We start from the raw sequence: 16,097 nt of genomic DNA on the forward strand, positions 1-16,097 counted from the left end.
TTAACAACACTGTAACGCCCGAGGCGGGACCCGCTGTTCAAAGGAGAAGACGGATGCCTCGACACCACAACCGCTCACGCCTCGCCGCCCTGCTGGCGGCGGCCGCCCTCGCCGTGACGGGCCTGGCGGCCTGCTCGTCGGAGGGAGGAGGAGGCGGCGACGTCACCCTCCAGTACGGCATCTGGGATCAGGTGCAGAAGCCCGCGATGCAGAAGATCGCGGACGCGTTCGAGAAGGAGAACCCGGGGGTCTCGGTGAAGATCCAGGTCACGCCGTTCTCGCAGTACTGGACGAAGCTGCAGACGGCCGTCACGGGCGGCAGCGCCCCGGACGTGTTCTGGATGAACGGTCCCAACAGCAAGCTCTACGCGTCGAACGGCGTGCTCGCTCCGCTCGACGGCGTCGACACGTCGAAGTACTCGGAGGGGCTGACCGACATCTACACCTACGGGGGGAAGCTCTACGGCGTCCCCAAGGACTTCGACACGATCGGGGTCTGGTACGACAAGGCTCTCTTCGACGCGGCCGGCGTGGCGTACCCGAAGGCGGGCTGGACCTGGGACGACTACCTCGCGACGGCGAAGGCGCTGACGAACCCCGAGGCCGGTGTCTGGGGTTCGGCCGCAGCGCTCAACGACCAGCAGAACTACTACAACACCATCGCGCAGGCCGGTGGATATGTGATCGACGACGACGGGACGAAGACCGGCTACGGCGAGCCCGAGGCCCTCGAGGGCATCCGATTCTGGGTCGACCAGATCACGGACGGCGTCTCGCCCACCCAGCAGCAGATGACCGACACCCCGCCGGAGGACGCCTTCCTCTCGGGCAAGGTCGCGATGTACTGGTCCGGCTCGTGGAGCGCCAACAAGTTCGGGCAGGACGCCACGATCAAGGACCACGTGGGCGTCGCACCGCTCCCGACCGGCCCGACGGGCAACCAGTCGGTGGTGCACGGCCTGGCGAACGTCGCGAACGCGAAGTCGCCGCACCTGGACGCCGCGAAGAAGTTCGCCGCCTTCGCGTCCGGCAAGGAGGCCGCCGAGATCCAGGCGAGCAGCGGCGCCGTCATCCCCGCCTACGACGGGACCCAGCAGGCCTGGATCGACTCGTACCCGTCGTTCGACCTCGGCGTCTTCACGGACGCGCTCGACACGGCCGTGCCGTATCCCGCCTCCATCAACACGGCGGCGTGGGTGACCGTCCAGGACCAGACGCTGTCGCAGGTGTGGGCACTGAGCATCACGCCCGAGGAAGGGCTCGCGACACTGGCCGAGAAGATGCAGGCCTCGCTCGACAAGGAAAAGAAGTAGCCGGTGACCGCGACGACCGCTCTCCGTCGCCGGCGGGGACCCTTCGCCTCGCCGTGGTGGGCGCTGCTCTTCATCGGGCCCACCGCGCTCGGGCTCCTGGTCTTCTACCTCTGGCCGACGGTCCGCACGTTCATCCTCTCGTTCACCCAGTCGGGACCGTTCGGTGGGTCGGCGTTCGCCGGCCTGGAGAACTACGCGCGGCTCGCGGAGGACCCGGCACTCGGCCGGGCCCTGATCAACACGGCGATCTACATGCTGATCGCGCTGGTCGGCATCCCGCTGGCCGTGGCCATCGCCGCCCTGCTCAACACGGCGGGGCTGAAGGGGAGGAGCGTCTACCGGATGCTGTACTTCCTGCCGGTGGTCACGATGCCGGCGGCGATCGCGCTGGTGTGGAAGATGCTCTACAACGGCGACTACGGCATCCTCAACCAGGCGCTGCACGTGGTCGGCATCCAGGGCGGCAGCTGGCTGACCAACCCGGCGACCGCCCTGTACGCGGTGGCGCTGGTGGGCATCTGGGCGGGGCTGGGCACGAACATCGTGATCTTCCTCGCCGGTCTGCAGGGCATCCCGGACACGCTGATGGAGGCGGCGTCGCTCGACGGCGCCGGACCGATCCGGAAGTTCTTCTCGATCACGGTGCCGATGCTCAGCCCGAGCATCTTCTTCGTGAGCGTGATCAACGTGATCGGGTCGCTGCAGGTCTTCGACCTCGTGTACCTGATGATCGGGCGCACGAACCCGGCCCTGCCGGACACCCGCACGATCGTCTACCTCTTCTTCCAGGCCGGGTTCATCGACAACGACCGCGGCTACGCGGCGGCGATCGCGTTCCTGCTGCTGATCATCATCCTGGGGCTGACCATCGTGCAGTTCCGGCTCCAGAAGAAGTGGGTGCACTATGAATGACGTCAAGCGGCGTCAGCCCTGGCTGGTGCATGGCCTGCTCGTGCTCGGAGCCGTGGTGATGGTCTTCCCGTTCGTATGGCAGGTGCTGACCGCGTTCAAGACCTTCACCGGCTCGGTGCAGGTGCCGCCGCAGCTGCTGCCCAGCCCGTGGGAGTTCGGCAACTTCGCGAAGGTCTTCGACTCGATGCCGTTCGTGCTGATGTTCGTCAACTCCGTGGTGCTCACGCTCGGGAGGACGCTCGGCCAGGTCGTGCTGTGCACGATGGCCGGGTACGGGTTCGCGCGCATCCCGTTCCGGGGCAGGAACGCGCTGTTCGTGCTGTTCCTCTCGGTGCTGATGGTGCCGTCGCAGCTGTACCTGCTGCCGCAGTACGAGATCATCCAGTCCCTGGGCTGGCTCAACTCGCTGCAGGGCCTCATCCTCCCCGGCCTGTTCAGCGCGTTCGGCACCTTCCTGATGCGGCAGTTCTTCCTGTCGATGCCGGCCGAGCTGGAGGAGGCGGCGCGCATCGACGGCGCGAACGTCTGGCAGATCTTCTGGCGGATCATGCTCCCGCTCGCGAAGCCGGGCATCATCGCGCTGACCGTCTTCACGGTGCTGTGGTCGTGGAACGATCTGCTCTGGCCGCTCGTGGTGACGACCGATCCGAGCAGGATGCCGCTGTCCGTCGGGCTGTCCCAGCTGGTCGGCCTGCACGGCACCGACTACCCGGTGCTGATGGCGGGTGCGCTGCTCGCCGCCCTGCCGATGCTGATCACCTTCCTCTTCCTCCAGAAGCAGTTCATCCAGGGGATAGCCTTCTCGGGATCGAAGGGATGAGTTCTCGGTATGGCGGAGCAGGCGAAGCGGGAGCCCGGGCGTCCCACGATGAAGGCGGTCGCCCAGGAGGCCGGGGTCTCGACGGCGACGGTGTCGTACGTGCTCTCCGGTCGCTCCGGCGGAGGACCCGGGGTCAGCGAGGCGACGGTCGAGCGGGTGCGCGATGCGGTCGAGCGGCTCGGCTATCGGCCGAACACCTCGGCCCGTGCCGTACGTACGGGTCGCACCGGGCTGGTCCACCTCTCGCTGCACATGCTGAGCGACCCCTGGTCGCTGGCGGTCGCGGCGGCGGTCAACGAGGCGGCGAACGAGCATCGGCTCACGACCATGATCCTGGCCGACGGCGACTGGTTCGCGGCGTCGGAGGCGCAACGGGCGGATGTGGTCTACATCGACGGTCTCGGTGCCGACCGGGTGGAGGCGCAGCGCAGGCTGGCGGCGCTGGTCGAGAGCGGGCAGCGGCTCGTGGTCTTCGACGAGCGGCTGGAGCCGGACGGCTTCGACGTCATCCGCTCGGACGCCATCCCGGGCTGCCGGCTGGCGGTCGCGCACCTGCTGGAGCGGCACACCGAGATCGGCTGCCTCACCACGAGTCCGTCCTACGAGTCGACGGGGGAGTCGCGCTACTCGGTGTACCGGGACGCCCTGCTGCGGCGCGGCCTCCCGATCCGCGAGGACCGGGTCGCCTTCTTCGAGGACACCCAGGCCAGCGCGTTCAGCGCGGCGGTGGACCTGCTCTCGCGGGACGACCGGCCCACGGCGATCTACGCGACGACGGACTTCGCGGCGATCGCCGTCGAGATCGCGGCGCACCGGCTGGGCCTGCGGGTACCGGAGGATGTGGCCGTGATCGGAGTCGGGAACACCCCCGACGCGGAGCTGGTCGAGCCGGGGCTCTCCACGGTCGGGCCGGCGGACTTCTACCGGCGGCAGGCGCGGATCATCGTGGACCGCGCGCTCGGTGCGGCCGCCGAACCGGGTGGTGGCGAGCTGCACACCTTCGAGTGGGACCTGTTCGTGCGCGCGTCGACGGCCGGCTGAGTCGGCGCCGCGCCCTCCCTTCTTTTCCTTCAGTACTTTCTTTCCCTGTGTCACGTGAGGAGTGTTCGTGGACGTCAGAATCGGTGTCGTCGGCTTCGGGTTGCGGGGTCATCTCGCTCGGGAGGCCCATCGGCCGGGGGGCGGATCGCGCGTCGTCGCGGTCTGCGATCTCAGCGAACGATCGCGGGCGGAGGCGGCGGAGGCCTTCCCCGACGCGCTCGTCACCGCGAGCCTGAGCGAGCTGCTCGCCGCCGGGGTGGATGCCGTGATGGTCCTCACCCCCGACGACCGTCACGCGGACGTGGCGGTCCCCGCCCTGGAGGCCGGCGTCGCCGTGTTCTGCGAGAAGCCGCTCGCGATCTCGATCGACGACTGCGACCGCATCCTGGAGGCGGCGTACCGCACGGGCTCACGGCTCTACGTCGGCCACAACATGCGGCACATGCCGGTGATCACGCTGATGCGGCGGCTCATCGACGAGGGGCGGATCGGGGAGGTCAAGGCCGTCTGGTGCCGCCACTTCGTCGGCAACGGCGGCGACTACTACTTCAAGGACTGGCACGCCGACCGCTCGAAGTCGGTGGGACTGCTGTTGCAGAAGGGCGCCCACGACATCGACGTCATCCACTGGCTCGGCGGGGGCTACTCGCGCCGGGTGCAGGCGATCGGTTCGCTGAGCGTCTACGGCGGCATCCAGGACCGGCGGGACCGGTCGGGCGAGCGCATGCACGACTGGTTCAGCCTCGACAACTGGCCGCCGGCCGCGGCGGAAGGGCTCAACCCGGTGGTCGATGTCGAGGACATCTCGCAGGTCAACCTCGTCCTCGAGGGCGGCGCGCTCGCCTCCTACCAGCAGTGCCATTTCACGCCCGACTACTGGCGCAACTACACCGTCATCGGGACGGAGGGGCGGCTGGAGAACTTCGGGGACGAGCCGGGCGCCGAAGTGCGCCTGTGGAACCGGCGGCACGAGGGGGCGGCCCCGGGCGACGAGACGTTCATCGTCCCGGAGGCGGAGGGCGGCCACGGCGGCGCCGACCGGCTGCTGATCGACGAGTTCGTGACCTTCGTGCGCGAGGGAGGCGCGACCGTCACCTCCCCGGTCGCCGCCCGCAACGCGGTCGCCGCGGGAGTGGTCGCGACGGCCTCCCTCCGCGGCGATGGCGGCCTGCTCGCGGTGCCCGAACTGCGCCCGGAACTGCGCGCCTACTTCGACGGCGGGCAGGTGCGGAGAGACGGAGCTGCGCAGGATGAGGTGGTCTAGGCTGTCAGCGGCGAAACGCTCCTCCCTCCACGCTCACGAGGCCGGGGACGGGCGTTCGACTCCGCTTGACGCGCCCCACGAAGGACGTCGACGAGGAAGGTGGCTATGAAAGCCCTGTTCAAGAGCGAGGCCGGACCGGGTCTCGAGTTCCGCGACCTCCCCGAGCCCGAGGCCGGGCCGGAGGACGTGAAGATCCGCATCCTGCGCACCGGGATCTGCGGCACCGACCTGCACATCCAGCGCTGGGACGACTGGGCCGCCTCCGCGGTCGCCGCCCCGCTGGTGCCGGGCCACGAATTCTTCGGCGAGGTCGTCGAGGTCGGGCCGCTCGTCCGCGACGTCGCGGTCGGCGACCTGGTGTCGGGCGAGGGGCACATCGTCTGCGGCACGTGCCGCAACTGCCGTGCCGGGCGCCGTCAGATGTGCATCCGCACCCAGGGTGTCGGCGTGCAGCGGGACGGCGCGTTCGCCGAGTTCCTCGTGCTTCCGGCGACGAACGTCTGGGTGCACCACAGCGCGATCGAGCCCGAGGTCGGCGCGCTGTTCGACCCGCTCGGCAACGCCGTGCACACGGCGCTCGCCTTCCCGGTCGTCGGCGAGGACGTGCTCGTCACCGGCTGCGGACCCATCGGCCTGATGGCGATCGCCGTCGCGCGGCACGTGGGCGCCCGCTTCATCGTCGGCACCGACGTCAGCGCACAGCGGCTCGCTCTGGCGCAGGGGATGGGCGCCGACTACACCGTCGACGTCTCCCGCTCCGACATCCGCGAGGCGCAGACGGCGCTCGGGATGCGCGAGGGCTTCGATGTCGGCTTCGAGATGAGCGGAGCGCCGACCGCGCTGCCGCAGATGATCGAGAACATGAACCACGGCGGCCGCATCGCGATGCTCGGCCTCCCGTCGCAGCAGATCGCGGTCGACTGGGGGATCGTCGTCACCCACATGCTCACGCTGAAGGGCATCTACGGGCGCGAGATGTTCGAGACGTGGAACGCGATGGGCGCGATGCTGCAGACCTCGACCACTCTGCACGACGCGATCGCCTCGATCGTCTCGGACCGGTTCCCCGCCCGGGACTGGGAGAAGGGGTTCGCCGCGGCCGCGTCGGCCGGCGGCGGCAAGGTCATCCTCGACTGGACGGAGCTCTGATGTACGGCACATTCCGCGACCACCTGGCCACGCAGCTGGACGAGATCGAGGCCGCGGGCCTCACCAAGCGCGAGCGCAGCATCCACGGTCCGCAGTCGGCGCAGATCACCGCCGACGGCGCCGAGGTGCTCAACTTCTGCGCCAACAACTATCTGGGCCTCGCCGATCATCCTGCGCTGCGGGATGCGGCCAAGACCGCCCTGGACGACTGGGGCTACGGGATGGCCAGCGTGCGCTTCATCTGCGGCACGCAGGAGCAGCATCTGGAGCTGGAGCGGCGGGTGTCGCGGTTCCTCGGCACCGAGTCGACCATCCTCTACTCCTCGTGCTTCGACGCCAACGGCGGGGTCTTCGAGACGCTGTTCGGCCCGGAGGACGCGATCGTCTCCGATGCGCTCAACCACGCTTCGATCATCGACGGCATCCGGCTCTCGAAGGCGCAGCGGTTCCGCTACCGCAACCGCGACATGGACGACCTGCGCACGCAGCTCGAGGCCGCGCGGGAGGCCGGCGCCCGGTTCACGGTCATCGTCACGGACGGCGTTTTCTCGATGGACGGGTACATCGCCCCGCTGCGCGAGATCTGCGACCTGGCCGACGAGTTCGGCGCGCTGGTCTTCGTCGACGACTCTCACGCCGTCGGGTTCGTCGGCGAGCACGGCCGCGGAACGCCCGAGTTCTGCGGCGTCGCCGACCGCGTCGACATCTACACCGGCACCTTCGGCAAGGCGCTCGGCGGGGCCTCCGGAGGCTACGTCTCGTCGCGCCAGGAGATCGTGGACCTGCTGCGCCAGCGCTCCCGCCCGTACCTGTTCTCGAACACGCTGGCGCCCTCGATCGTCGCGGGCACGCTGGCGGCCCTCGACCTGCTCGAGAGCTCCGACGACCTCCGGGCGCAGCTCGTCGCCAATGCGCGCCTCTTCCGCGAGCTGATGACCGAGGCGGGCTTCGACCTCCTGCCGGGCGAGCATCCCATCGTCCCGGTCATGTTCCACGACGCGGCGCTCACCGGCCGGATCGCCGACGAGATGCAGAAGCACGGCGTGTACGTCACCGCGTTCTCGTTCCCGGTGGTCCCCCGCGGCGAGGCACGAATCCGCGTGCAGCTGTCGGCGGCGCACACCGACGACGAGATACGGCGCTGCGTGGCCGCGTTCGCCGCGGCGCGGGAGGCCGTCGCCGCCGCCTGACGGCGCGCGTGGCGCGGTGCGGCGGCCGCCCGCCCAGCGCGACTGCGCCCTCCCGGTACGTTTGCGGCCGCTCGCGCGACCGCAAACGTACCGCCGCGCAGCACTCGCGACCGCGCCGGCGACCGCCTCGCGTGGCCGGTCGCGCAGCCTGCCGGCGGCCCCGCCGGCCAGCCGCTGGAGCCGCGACTGCGCCCTCCCGGGACGTTTGCGGCCGCTCGCGCGACCGCAAGCGTCCCGCCGCGCGGCACTCGTGACCGCAGTCGTTCCGCGGCGCGGCACGCGCGACCGCGGCGTCGCCCGCGGACGCGCATCGGGGCGGACGCGCATCGGGGCGGACGCGAGCCCTCCTCACGTCCGCCCCGTGTTCGCTCCCGGTCAGCCGCGGCTGGGGGCGCCTCCGGTGAAGCCGGCCGGAGGGCCGCCCTGTCCGCCCGGGCCGCCGGAGGTGCTGGACTGGCCGCCCAGGCCACTGAGCCCTCCGGAGGTGGTGGACGAGTTCGAGCTGTCGCCCGTCGTCGTCGAGGTGAGGTCCGCCAGGATCACCTCGGAGCCGGTGCTCAGGCCCTTCGTGATCTCGGTGCGGTCGGTGCCCTTCGCGCCGACGGTGACGGTGGTGGCGACCGATTTACCGTCTTTCAGCACATCGACGGTGTACTTCGTGCCGTCGCGGTGGAGGGCGGAGGTCGGGACCGTGAGCACGTCGGCCGTCTTCGCGATGGTGACGACCGCGCTGGCGCTCGCGCCGTTGAGGAGGTCGGCCTTCGTATCCGTGATGGCCGTGGTCACCGTGTAGCTCGGGGTCGAGGAGTCGGTGGCTGTGTCGACGACGCCGATGGAGCTGACCGTGCCGGCGAGCGCCTTCGTCGATCCGGAGACCGTGACGGCGACGCTCTGCCCGACCTCCAGGGTGGCGACGGTGCTGAGGCCGACGGACGAGTCGACCACGAAACCGTTGGTGCCGATCACCGAGATGACCGCCGTCGTGGAGCCGGCCGAGACGGCGTCGCCGGTGGCGAGGGAAACGGCCGCGACGGTGCCCGAGACCGGGCTGGTGAGCGTCGCGAGGGCGACCTTGCTCTGCGCGAGAGCGAGGGCGGCCTTCGCGGCGTCGATCGCGGCGTTGTCGGCCACGATGGTCGCCGCCGACGCGACCTGCGTGGTGCCGGTGCCGGAGCCGGTCGCTGCCGTGCCGGAGGCGCCGCCCGTGCCGCTGCCCGAGCCGCCGGAAGCGCCCGTCCCTGTCGATCCGCTGCCGGTGGAGCCGGCGCCTGTCGATCCGGAACCGGTCGAGCCGGAACCGGTGGAGCCGGAGCCTGTCGAGCCGGAGCCCGTCGAACCGGAGCCCGTCGAACCTCCGGTCGAACCCGACCCGGTCGTACCGCCCGCGAGCACCTTCTGCAGCGCGGCGACGGCGTCGTCCAGTTTCGTGGCCAGCGGCGTGACGGCGTTCTGCGCGTCGGTGGTGGTCTGCTGGCTGGCCAGGGCAGCGGTGATCGCGGTCTGGCAGGAGGCCAGCGCGTCCTTCGCCGCCTGGAGCTGGTCGGCCGCGGAGGTCCCGGAGCTTCCGGAGGTCGCGGTGCCGCTGCCGTCCGTCGACGTGCCGGACGTGTCGGTGCCCGAGGTGTCGGTTCCCGACGTGTCTGCACCCGACGTGTCGGTTCCGGAGGTGCCGCTGCCGTCGGTCGTGGAGCCGGAACCGTCGGTGCCCGTCCCCGTGCCCGTCCCCGTGCCGTCCGTCGCGTCGTCGAGTGCGGCCTCCAGGAACGGTTGGCACGTGGTCGAACTGGTGGCGACGAGGGTGTCGGTGTCCGTCAGCGCGGTGGAGGCGGCCGTCAGTTGCGCGAGCAGCTTCGTCTGCGCGTCGGTGACGGCGGCGATGGCGGCGGTGGTCTCGGCAGAGACGCCGGACGAGGAGCCGCCGGCGGTCCCGGTGCCCGAGCCGTTGCCCGTCCCGGTGCCGGTGCTCGGCACGGCCGCGGTCGCGCCGGTGGAGGCAGTCGTGGTGCCGGATCCGCCCGACGAAGCGGTGGATCCCGACGCGGACGAGCCGGAGGAACCGGACGAGCCGGACGAGCCGGACGAGCTGGCGCTCGAGCCGGCGCTCGAGCTCGTGCTCGTCCCCGACTGCGACGCGAGGTCTGTCGCGAGGGTCTCCTCGGCATCCGACACCGCCTGCTGCGCCGAGGTGACCGCCGCCTCCAGGTCGGTCGTGTCGAGCGTCGCCAGAGTCTGCCCCGCCGTGACTGTGTCCCCGATCGCGACCGGGACGGCGCTGACCGTTCCGCCGACCTGGAAGGCCAGGTCGCGGCGGGTCGCCGAGGCGACGGTGCCGGTGAGCGTGGTGGTCTGCGTGACCGACGCCTTCGCGGCGGCGGCGGTGCGGTAGTTCGCGCCGCCGTTGCCGCTCGCCGCCCAGGCGACGCCGCCGCCGACCGCGCAGAGCGCGAGGGTCGCCACCGAGGCGATCACGACGGTGCGGCGCCGCCGGCGCGCGGCGGGGCGCTTGGTCGCGGGGCTCATGCTCCGCCGCCGTTCGTGCCGGTCCCGGTGCCGGAGTCGCTTCCCGTGCCGCCCGGCCGGCCGCCGCCGGGTCCGGCCTGGGTGCAGCCGTCGGCACCCTTGTCCGAGACGACGAGCGCGGTCGCCGCGTAGCCTCCCGAGGAGTCGGCCGTGCCGCTGGCCATGACGCACCGGCCGGCGGTCAGGGCGTCCGCGGTGGCCGCCTGCGTCGTCGTGTAGGTGGTGCTGTCGTCGACCGTGACGGTCTTCGTGGAGGTCGTGCCGTCCTGCGCCGTCGAGGTGACGGTGATGGTCGAGCCGTCGACCGCGGTGACGAGACCGGAGGTCATGCCGCCGAAGCCGCCCGCGCCACCGCCGCCCGCGCCGCCGGGCGCACCGGTGGGGGCGTCCGTGGGCCGCTGGCCGGAGCCACCCTCGGCCGACCCGCTGGGTGCGCCGGTCGGCGGTGTGCCGCCGCCTCCCATCCCGCCGAACCCGCCTGCCGTGCACGCGCCGTCGACGGCCGCGCTGATGGAGACCGTCGTCGCGGCCGTCGAGGAGGACGACGAGGTGGAGGTCGACGACCCCGTGCCGCCGGTGAACGCGCTGATGCACGATCCGTTCGTCACGTCGGTGAGTGCGGCGGTCACGCGCTGTGTGATGGTGGTGGCGTCGGTGTAGGTCACGGCGGTCTGCTCGGTCGTCGACTGCACCTGGAGCGTGGTGCCGTCGACGGCGGCGATCTCGCCGGTCACGCCTCCGCCGCCCTGCTGGCCCTGCTGCTGCGGGGCCGCGGTGGTGGAGGCGCTGCTCGCCGTGGCGGCGGCGCATCCCGTGAGGGCGAGGGCGCCGAAGCCGAGGGCGGCGATCACCGCGGCGGCTCGGCGGGTGGATGTCTTCATCGTGGTTCTCCTTGCGGGTCGGGACGAGAGGGGGCGCTCACTCGGAGCGGAGCGCGTCGATGGGGGCCAGGCGCGCGGCGCGCGCTGCCGGATAGACGCCGAACACCAGGCCGATGGCGAGGGAGACGGCGATGGAGAGGCCGAGCGCGACGGGCGAGATGACCACCGAGCTGCCGATCAGCGCGGGCAGCACGAGTGCCGCGGCCACGCCCAGCACCGAGCCGAGCACGCCGCCGGTCAGGCCGAGGATGGCGGCCTCCACCAGGAACTGCGTGCGGATCGCCGCGGGCGGTGCCCCGATCGCCTTGCGCAACCCGATCTCGCGGGTGCGCTCGGTGACGGAGACGAGCATGATGTTCATCACCCCGATGCCGCCTACCAGCAGGGAGAGCGCCGCGATGCCCGTGAGCAGCACGGTCAGCGTCTGGTAGACGGAGGTCGCGGTGCTGACCAGGGCGTCCTGACTGCTGATCGTGAAGTCCGCGTCGTCGGTGCTGGTGATGGAGTGCGCGTTGAGCAGCACCGATTGCGCCTCCTGGTAGGCCGCGCTGAGCCGGTCGGCATCGGCGGCCTGGATGTAGATCGTCGAGACGCTGGAGGTGTTCGTCCCGCCGATCACGTCGTCGGCGGCCGTCGTCATCGGCACGATCGCGACGTCGTCGAGGTTGCTCGACGTGTCGGAGCCGGCCGACGCCAGCACGCCGATCACGCTGTAGGTGGTGTTGCCGATGGTCACCGACTGGCCCACGACGTTCTCGGAGCCGAAGAGCTCCTGCGCCGTCTCGGAGCCGAGCACGACGACCCGGGCGCCCGACGACTGCTGCGCAGCCGTGAAGAACGCGCCGCGCGCGACCGTCCGCGACCGCACGTCCAGCCACGAGCTCGTCACGCCGGTCACCGTCGTGGTCCAGTTCGTGTCGCCGTAGACGAGGGAGGTCTGGGTCGACTTCTCGGCCGCGACGCCCGCGATGTCGGGCGCGTTGACCTTCGACGCGAGAGCGTCGGCGTCCGAGAGGGTCAGCGTTGTGCCCGAGCCGAAGCCGCCGCGCACCCCGCTCGAGTCGGTGCTGCTGCCCGGCGAGACGATGAGCAGGTTGCTGCCGAGGGCGCTGATCTGCGCGCTCACGTCCTTCTGGGTGCCGAGGCCGAGGCCGACCGTGAGGATGACGGCGGCGATCCCGATCAGGATCCCCAGCACGGTCAGGACCGAGCGCAGGGTGTGCGCGCGGATGGCCGACCAGCTGGTGTGGAGGGTCTCGTTCCAGTTCATGCCGCATTCACCTCGTCGCGGAGGATCTGCCCGTCGCGCACCCGCACGATGCGGCGGGCCCGCTCGGCGACCTCCAGCTCGTGGGTGATCAGCACGATCGTGCGGCCGGCCTCGTGCAGCTCGTCGAAGAGCGCGAGCACGTCCTCCGTCGAGACAGAGTCGAGGTTTCCCGTCGGCTCGTCCGCCAGGATCAGGGTCGGCTCGCCGACGAGGGCGCGGGCGACGGCGACGCGCTGCTGCTGGCCGCCCGAGAGCTCACCCGGCCGGTTCTGCAGGCGGTCGCCGAGACCGACGCGTTCGAGGGAGGCCCGGGAGCGCTCGCGGCGCTCCTCCACCGGGACCCCGGCGTAGACGAGCGGCAGCTCGACGTTCTTCTGGGCTGAGAGGGAGGGGAGGAGGTTGAACTGCTGGAACACGAAGCCGATGCGCTGGTTGCGGATGGCTGCGAGCTCGGTCTCGTCCAGATCCTCCACATCCTGGCCGCCGAGGCGGTAGGCGCCCTCGGAGAGCACGTCGAGGCAGCCGAGCACGTTCATGATCGTCGACTTGCCGGAGCCGGAGGGCCCCATCACAGCGACGTACTCACCTTCGTGGATGAGCAGGTCGATGCCACGCAGGGCCTCGAACTCGATGCTGCCGCTGCGGTACATCTTGCGCGCGCCGGTGAGCTCGATGACGGGCGAGACGGCGGGCGAGAGCTCAGCCATTGCGGGTGCCCCCGTTCCCGGTCTGTCCGCCGCCCGGGAACTGGCCGCCTTCGCCGCCGCCCGTGAAGCCTTCGCCGCCGCCGGGGAACTGCCCTTGCTGGCCGGTCTGCCCGGTCTGGCCGGTCGAGCCGCCGGTGCCGGTGCCCGAGCCGGGCGTGAAGACCGTGACGAGCACCGAGTCCCCGGAGCTCAGGCCCTTGGTGATCTCGGTCACGGTGCCGGAGGTCTCACCCACGGTGACGTCGGTGGTGACGTCCTTGCCGTCGACGACCTTCGTCACGGTGGATTTCCCGTTCGCCGTCGTGATCGCGGCGCTCGGGACGGTGAGCACGTCGGTGCGGCGCTCGTAGACGATCGCGGCCGTCACGCTCACACCGTCGTAGAGGTTCTCGGGCGACCCGGTCACCGAGACGACGACGGGGTAGGCGGCGCTCCCGGACGTGGTCGACGGCAGCTGGCCGATGGAGGTCACGGTGCCGAAGAAGGAGTCGTTGTCAGACGTGGAGAGCTCGACCTGGTCGTTCTTAGCGATCGACTTCAGGTCGGAGGCGCTCACGGTGAGGTCGACCTCCCACGACCCGGTGCCGACGATCGTGAACTGCGCGGTGGAGGTCGAGGTGGAGGTGGAGGAGCCGGTCCCGCTGCCGGTCGTGCCCGTGCCGCCTGTCGCGCCGCCGCCCGTGGACCCGCCGGACCCGCTGGATGCGCCGGACCCCGAACTGCTCGAACTGCTCGTGCTGCCGGACGTGCCGGTGACCGCGTCGCCGACCGCGACGTTCACCGCGGTGACGAGTCCCGCGACCGGGGCGACCAGGGTGGTGCCGTCGAGCGCGGTCTGCGCGGTGTCGACGGACGACTGGGCCGAGGTGACCTGCGCCTGCGCCGCGGCGACAGCCGCCACGTCGGTGGTGCTGCCGGTCGAGGCGTCCTGCGCGTCCGAGAGCTTCGCCTGCGCCGAGGCGAGATCCGCCTTGGCCTGCAGGAGGGTCGCGTTGGCCGAGACGGTGTCGACCGTAGCGAGAACCTCGCCCGCCGTGACCGTCGCCCCGGCGGCGACGTTCACCGCGGTGACCGTGCCGGAGGGGAGGAAGTTCACGTCCTCCGACACAGTCGGCGACAGCGTGCCGGTCGCGCTGACCGTCTTCTGCAGGGTCTGGGTGCTGGCCTGCACCGTCCGGGTGGCCGGCTGCGAGGAGGTGGCCTGGGCCGGGAGGGCGAAGCCGAACCAGTAGACAGCCCCACCCCCGACGACCGCGACCACGACGGCCGCCGTGATGATCCAGGTGCGCGGTCTGATCCGCGCGAGAGTCCGCTTCATTCGGGTGTTCCTTCCATGCGCCCGCCCGTCGGGGCAGAAACCGAGCGTAGGAAGGGGTCTTATGCGCGCCCGTTCACCCGCCTATGCGCTTCCTGAGCGTCCCTTCAGGACGCGCGAGAAGGCGATATGTCGCGGGAAAAGGGCCGAGAAGGCGGACTATTCGACCACTCGACGGCCGCGGTTGCCGAAGAAGAGCAGCAGCTGGGCGCTGAGGAAGACGGCGAGCATCCCCAGGTCGACGATGGCGATCGTGCCGGCCACGGCCGTCACCTGCGTCACCCCGCAGGAGCGGTTGGGCTGGTCGGGCTGGCAGAGGAAGCGGTCGCCGGTGGTGATCGCGCCCGACTCCAGCCAGAGCGGGATGAGCTGGTTGTAAGCCGTGGCCAGGCCCTTGGTGAGAGTCGGCCCGGAGTGGCCCTCGCCCGGCACGGCCCAGTACGTGACCTTCCAGCCGGCGTTCTCGGCGGCGGTCGCGGTGTCCTCGACCTGCGGCCGGAAGTGGTCGTCCTCTGCGCCGGCGACGAAGATGCCGCGCATGGGGTGGTCGGCGTAGCTGGTCGAGGCCATCACCTTCGCGGGCCAGTACTTCTCGTACTCGGCCTCGCTGTCGTCGTAATACTTCGCGCGGGTGCGGTCGGAGCGGTACTCGCCGGGCTTGTCGGGGCCGGAGACGTCGATGACGTTCGCCCAGAGGTCGGGATGCTTCGCACCGAGGTAGGCGGCGCACTCCCCGCCGTGGGAGAAGCCGGCGATCGCCCAGTCGGCGCGGTCGTGCGAGACGGGGAGCTCGGCCGTCACCCAGTTCGGCACGTCCTCCGTCAGGAACGTCTCGAGCTGCCCGGCGGAGGTGTTGCTGCAGGGCGGGTTCTTGTCGTTGGCGCCGAGCTGGTCGACGACGAGCACGAACGGAGCGTCGTCGAGGCGTTCCGTGCCGAGCGAGTGCAGGGCGTCGAGCGTCGCCCCGAGGGTCGGGTTGCCCGGCTGGCCCATCATCATGATGACGATCGGGCGGGTGCTCGACGGGTCGCGGATCCACCCGGACGGCACGAACAGGTGCGCGTCGCGGGAGGAGAAGCCGGAGGCCGTCGGCGGGATGTGCACGGCCAGCTGGTAGCCCTCGGCGAGCGTCGTCTCGGTCGCCGGGATGTGCCGTCCGGCGACCGTCGCGGTGGCGAACGCGGGAGCGGCGGCCACCACCGAGATCCCGGCCGTCAGCAGGCCGGCGACCGCGGCGACCACGACGGCGACCGCGCGCAGGCGCGTGGTCTGGAGCGCGTCGCCCAGCGCGAGCGGGAAGAGCAGGGCGGCGAGCCCGATCGCGAACCAGCCGAGGCCGCCGAGGTCGGGCCGCGGGGTGAGGAGGGCGAGCAGCGTCAGCACGACCAGGGCCAGCACCTGCGTCACGATCACGGCGATGACGGTCGGGCGCGCGCGGAAGTGCCAGGCGCGTCGAGCGAATCGCCAGGCCGGATAGGCGCAGACGATCGCGAGCGCCAGGCTCAGCCAGGCGAGGATCCCCACGTCTCCACCCTATGCGCACGGCACCGCGCGTCCCGGCGACGACAGCAGGGAGCAGGTGAAAAGTCGCCCGAAGCGGGTGAGAGTCGGCTCAGGCCGGCGGCGCGCGGTCCCGACCCTCCCATGCATGGTTTTGCATGCATATATTGCCGATATCGTATTCCTTCGGTGGTCACCATGCTGTCGGAGCGACA

13 protein-coding genes are annotated in these 16,097 nt (G+C 71.1%); 7 read left to right on the plus strand and 6 right to left on the minus strand.

All coding sequences use genetic code 11. From position 1 onward, the window contains the following. Positions 1-53 precede the first annotated feature (53 nt). The 7 genes from HNR14_RS10460 to HNR14_RS10490 all read left to right on the plus strand — a co-directional run bounded on the left by HNR14_RS10460 (position 54) and on the right by HNR14_RS10490 (position 7,689). Positions 54-1,313, plus strand: a complete 1,260-nt coding sequence (locus tag HNR14_RS10460; protein ID WP_179700984.1) for an ABC transporter substrate-binding protein — start codon at positions 54-56, stop codon at positions 1,311-1,313. Between the two features lie 3 nt (positions 1,314-1,316). Continuing rightward, complete coding sequence (locus tag HNR14_RS10465) at positions 1,317-2,225, plus strand: ABC transporter permease subunit (RefSeq protein WP_179700985.1); 909 nt, start codon at positions 1,317-1,319, stop codon at positions 2,223-2,225. Then, on the plus strand, positions 2,218-3,045 hold the full coding sequence (locus HNR14_RS10470; RefSeq protein WP_179700986.1) for a carbohydrate ABC transporter permease: 828 nt from the start codon (positions 2,218-2,220) through the stop codon (positions 3,043-3,045). The genes HNR14_RS10465 and HNR14_RS10470 overlap by 8 nt, the downstream gene beginning before the upstream one ends. Positions 3,046-3,054: 9 nt before the next feature. Next, positions 3,055-4,086 (plus strand): LacI family DNA-binding transcriptional regulator, encoded by a 1,032-nt coding sequence (locus tag HNR14_RS10475; protein ID WP_179700987.1) that lies wholly within the window; start codon positions 3,055-3,057, stop codon positions 4,084-4,086. Between the two features lie 67 nt (positions 4,087-4,153). Continuing rightward, entirely contained in the window at positions 4,154-5,350 is a 1,197-nt protein-coding gene (locus tag HNR14_RS10480) for a Gfo/Idh/MocA family oxidoreductase (RefSeq protein ID WP_179700988.1), read from the plus strand. Positions 5,351-5,455: 105 nt separating this feature from the next. Further along, positions 5,456-6,499: an L-threonine 3-dehydrogenase gene (tdh, locus tag HNR14_RS10485; RefSeq protein ID WP_179700989.1), complete on the plus strand. Its 1,044-nt coding sequence runs from the start codon at positions 5,456-5,458 to the stop codon at positions 6,497-6,499. Next, positions 6,499-7,689 carry a glycine C-acetyltransferase gene (locus HNR14_RS10490; RefSeq protein ID WP_179700990.1) on the plus strand — a complete coding sequence of 397 codons (1,191 nt, stop codon included), beginning with the start codon at positions 6,499-6,501 and terminating at the stop codon, positions 7,687-7,689. Before tdh ends, HNR14_RS10490 begins: the two co-directional genes overlap by 1 nt. A gap of 375 nt (positions 7,690-8,064) precedes the next feature. Here the strand turns inward: HNR14_RS10490 and HNR14_RS10495 are convergent, their stop codons facing one another. The 6 genes from HNR14_RS10495 to HNR14_RS10520 form a co-directional block, all read right to left on the minus strand. Then, complete coding sequence (locus HNR14_RS10495; protein WP_179700991.1) at positions 8,065-10,209, minus strand: efflux RND transporter periplasmic adaptor subunit; 2,145 nt, start codon at positions 10,207-10,209, stop codon at positions 8,065-8,067. Further along, positions 10,206-11,090 (minus strand): DUF5666 domain-containing protein, encoded by an 885-nt coding sequence (locus tag HNR14_RS10500; protein ID WP_179700992.1) that lies wholly within the window; start codon positions 11,088-11,090, stop codon positions 10,206-10,208. The genes HNR14_RS10495 and HNR14_RS10500 overlap by 4 nt, the downstream gene beginning before the upstream one ends. A 37-nt stretch (positions 11,091-11,127) precedes the next feature. Beyond that, positions 11,128-12,360 carry an ABC transporter permease gene (locus tag HNR14_RS10505; RefSeq protein WP_179700993.1) on the minus strand — a complete coding sequence of 411 codons (1,233 nt, stop codon included), beginning with the start codon at positions 12,358-12,360 and terminating at the stop codon, positions 11,128-11,130. After that, the gene (locus HNR14_RS10510) at positions 12,357-13,067 is read right to left on the minus strand and encodes an ABC transporter ATP-binding protein (RefSeq protein ID WP_179700994.1); all 711 of its coding nucleotides are present in this window, start codon (positions 13,065-13,067) and stop codon (positions 12,357-12,359) included. Before HNR14_RS10510 ends, HNR14_RS10505 begins: the two co-directional genes overlap by 4 nt. Further along, the gene (locus tag HNR14_RS10515; protein ID WP_179700995.1) at positions 13,060-14,385 is read right to left on the minus strand and encodes an efflux RND transporter periplasmic adaptor subunit; all 1,326 of its coding nucleotides are present in this window, start codon (positions 14,383-14,385) and stop codon (positions 13,060-13,062) included. The genes HNR14_RS10510 and HNR14_RS10515 overlap by 8 nt, the downstream gene beginning before the upstream one ends. Before the next feature lie 156 nt (positions 14,386-14,541). Continuing rightward, positions 14,542-15,906 carry an alpha/beta hydrolase-fold protein gene (locus HNR14_RS10520; RefSeq protein ID WP_179700996.1) on the minus strand — a complete coding sequence of 455 codons (1,365 nt, stop codon included), beginning with the start codon at positions 15,904-15,906 and terminating at the stop codon, positions 14,542-14,544. Positions 15,907-16,097 lie beyond the last annotated feature (191 nt).

The organism is Leifsonia naganoensis, from assembly GCF_013410615.1.
Taxonomy (GTDB): domain Bacteria; phylum Actinomycetota; class Actinomycetes; order Actinomycetales; family Microbacteriaceae; genus Leifsonia; species Leifsonia aquatica.

Bases quoted from the DNA above. Each gene is read 5' to 3' on its own strand.
- HNR14_RS10490 (WP_179700990.1), top strand. From the start codon at position 6,499: ATGTACGGCACATTCCGCGACCACCTGGCCACGCAGCTGGACGAGATC.
- HNR14_RS10460 (WP_179700984.1), top strand. From the start codon at position 54: ATGCCTCGACACCACAACCGCTCACGCCTCGCCGCCCTGCTGGCGGCG.
- HNR14_RS10470 (WP_179700986.1), top strand. From the start codon at position 2,218: ATGAATGACGTCAAGCGGCGTCAGCCCTGGCTGGTGCATGGCCTGCTC.
- HNR14_RS10505 (WP_179700993.1), bottom strand. From the start codon at position 12,360: ATGAACTGGAACGAGACCCTCCACACCAGCTGGTCGGCCATCCGCGCG.
- HNR14_RS10495 (WP_179700991.1), bottom strand. From the start codon at position 10,209: ATGAGCCCCGCGACCAAGCGCCCCGCCGCGCGCCGGCGGCGCCGCACC.
- tdh (WP_179700989.1), top strand. From the start codon at position 5,456: ATGAAAGCCCTGTTCAAGAGCGAGGCCGGACCGGGTCTCGAGTTCCGC.
- HNR14_RS10510 (WP_179700994.1), bottom strand. From the start codon at position 13,067: ATGGCTGAGCTCTCGCCCGCCGTCTCGCCCGTCATCGAGCTCACCGGC.
- HNR14_RS10500 (WP_179700992.1), bottom strand. From the start codon at position 11,090: ATGAAGACATCCACCCGCCGAGCCGCCGCGGTGATCGCCGCCCTCGGC.
- HNR14_RS10515 (WP_179700995.1), bottom strand. From the start codon at position 14,385: ATGAAGCGGACTCTCGCGCGGATCAGACCGCGCACCTGGATCATCACG.
- HNR14_RS10475 (WP_179700987.1), top strand. From the start codon at position 3,055: ATGGCGGAGCAGGCGAAGCGGGAGCCCGGGCGTCCCACGATGAAGGCG.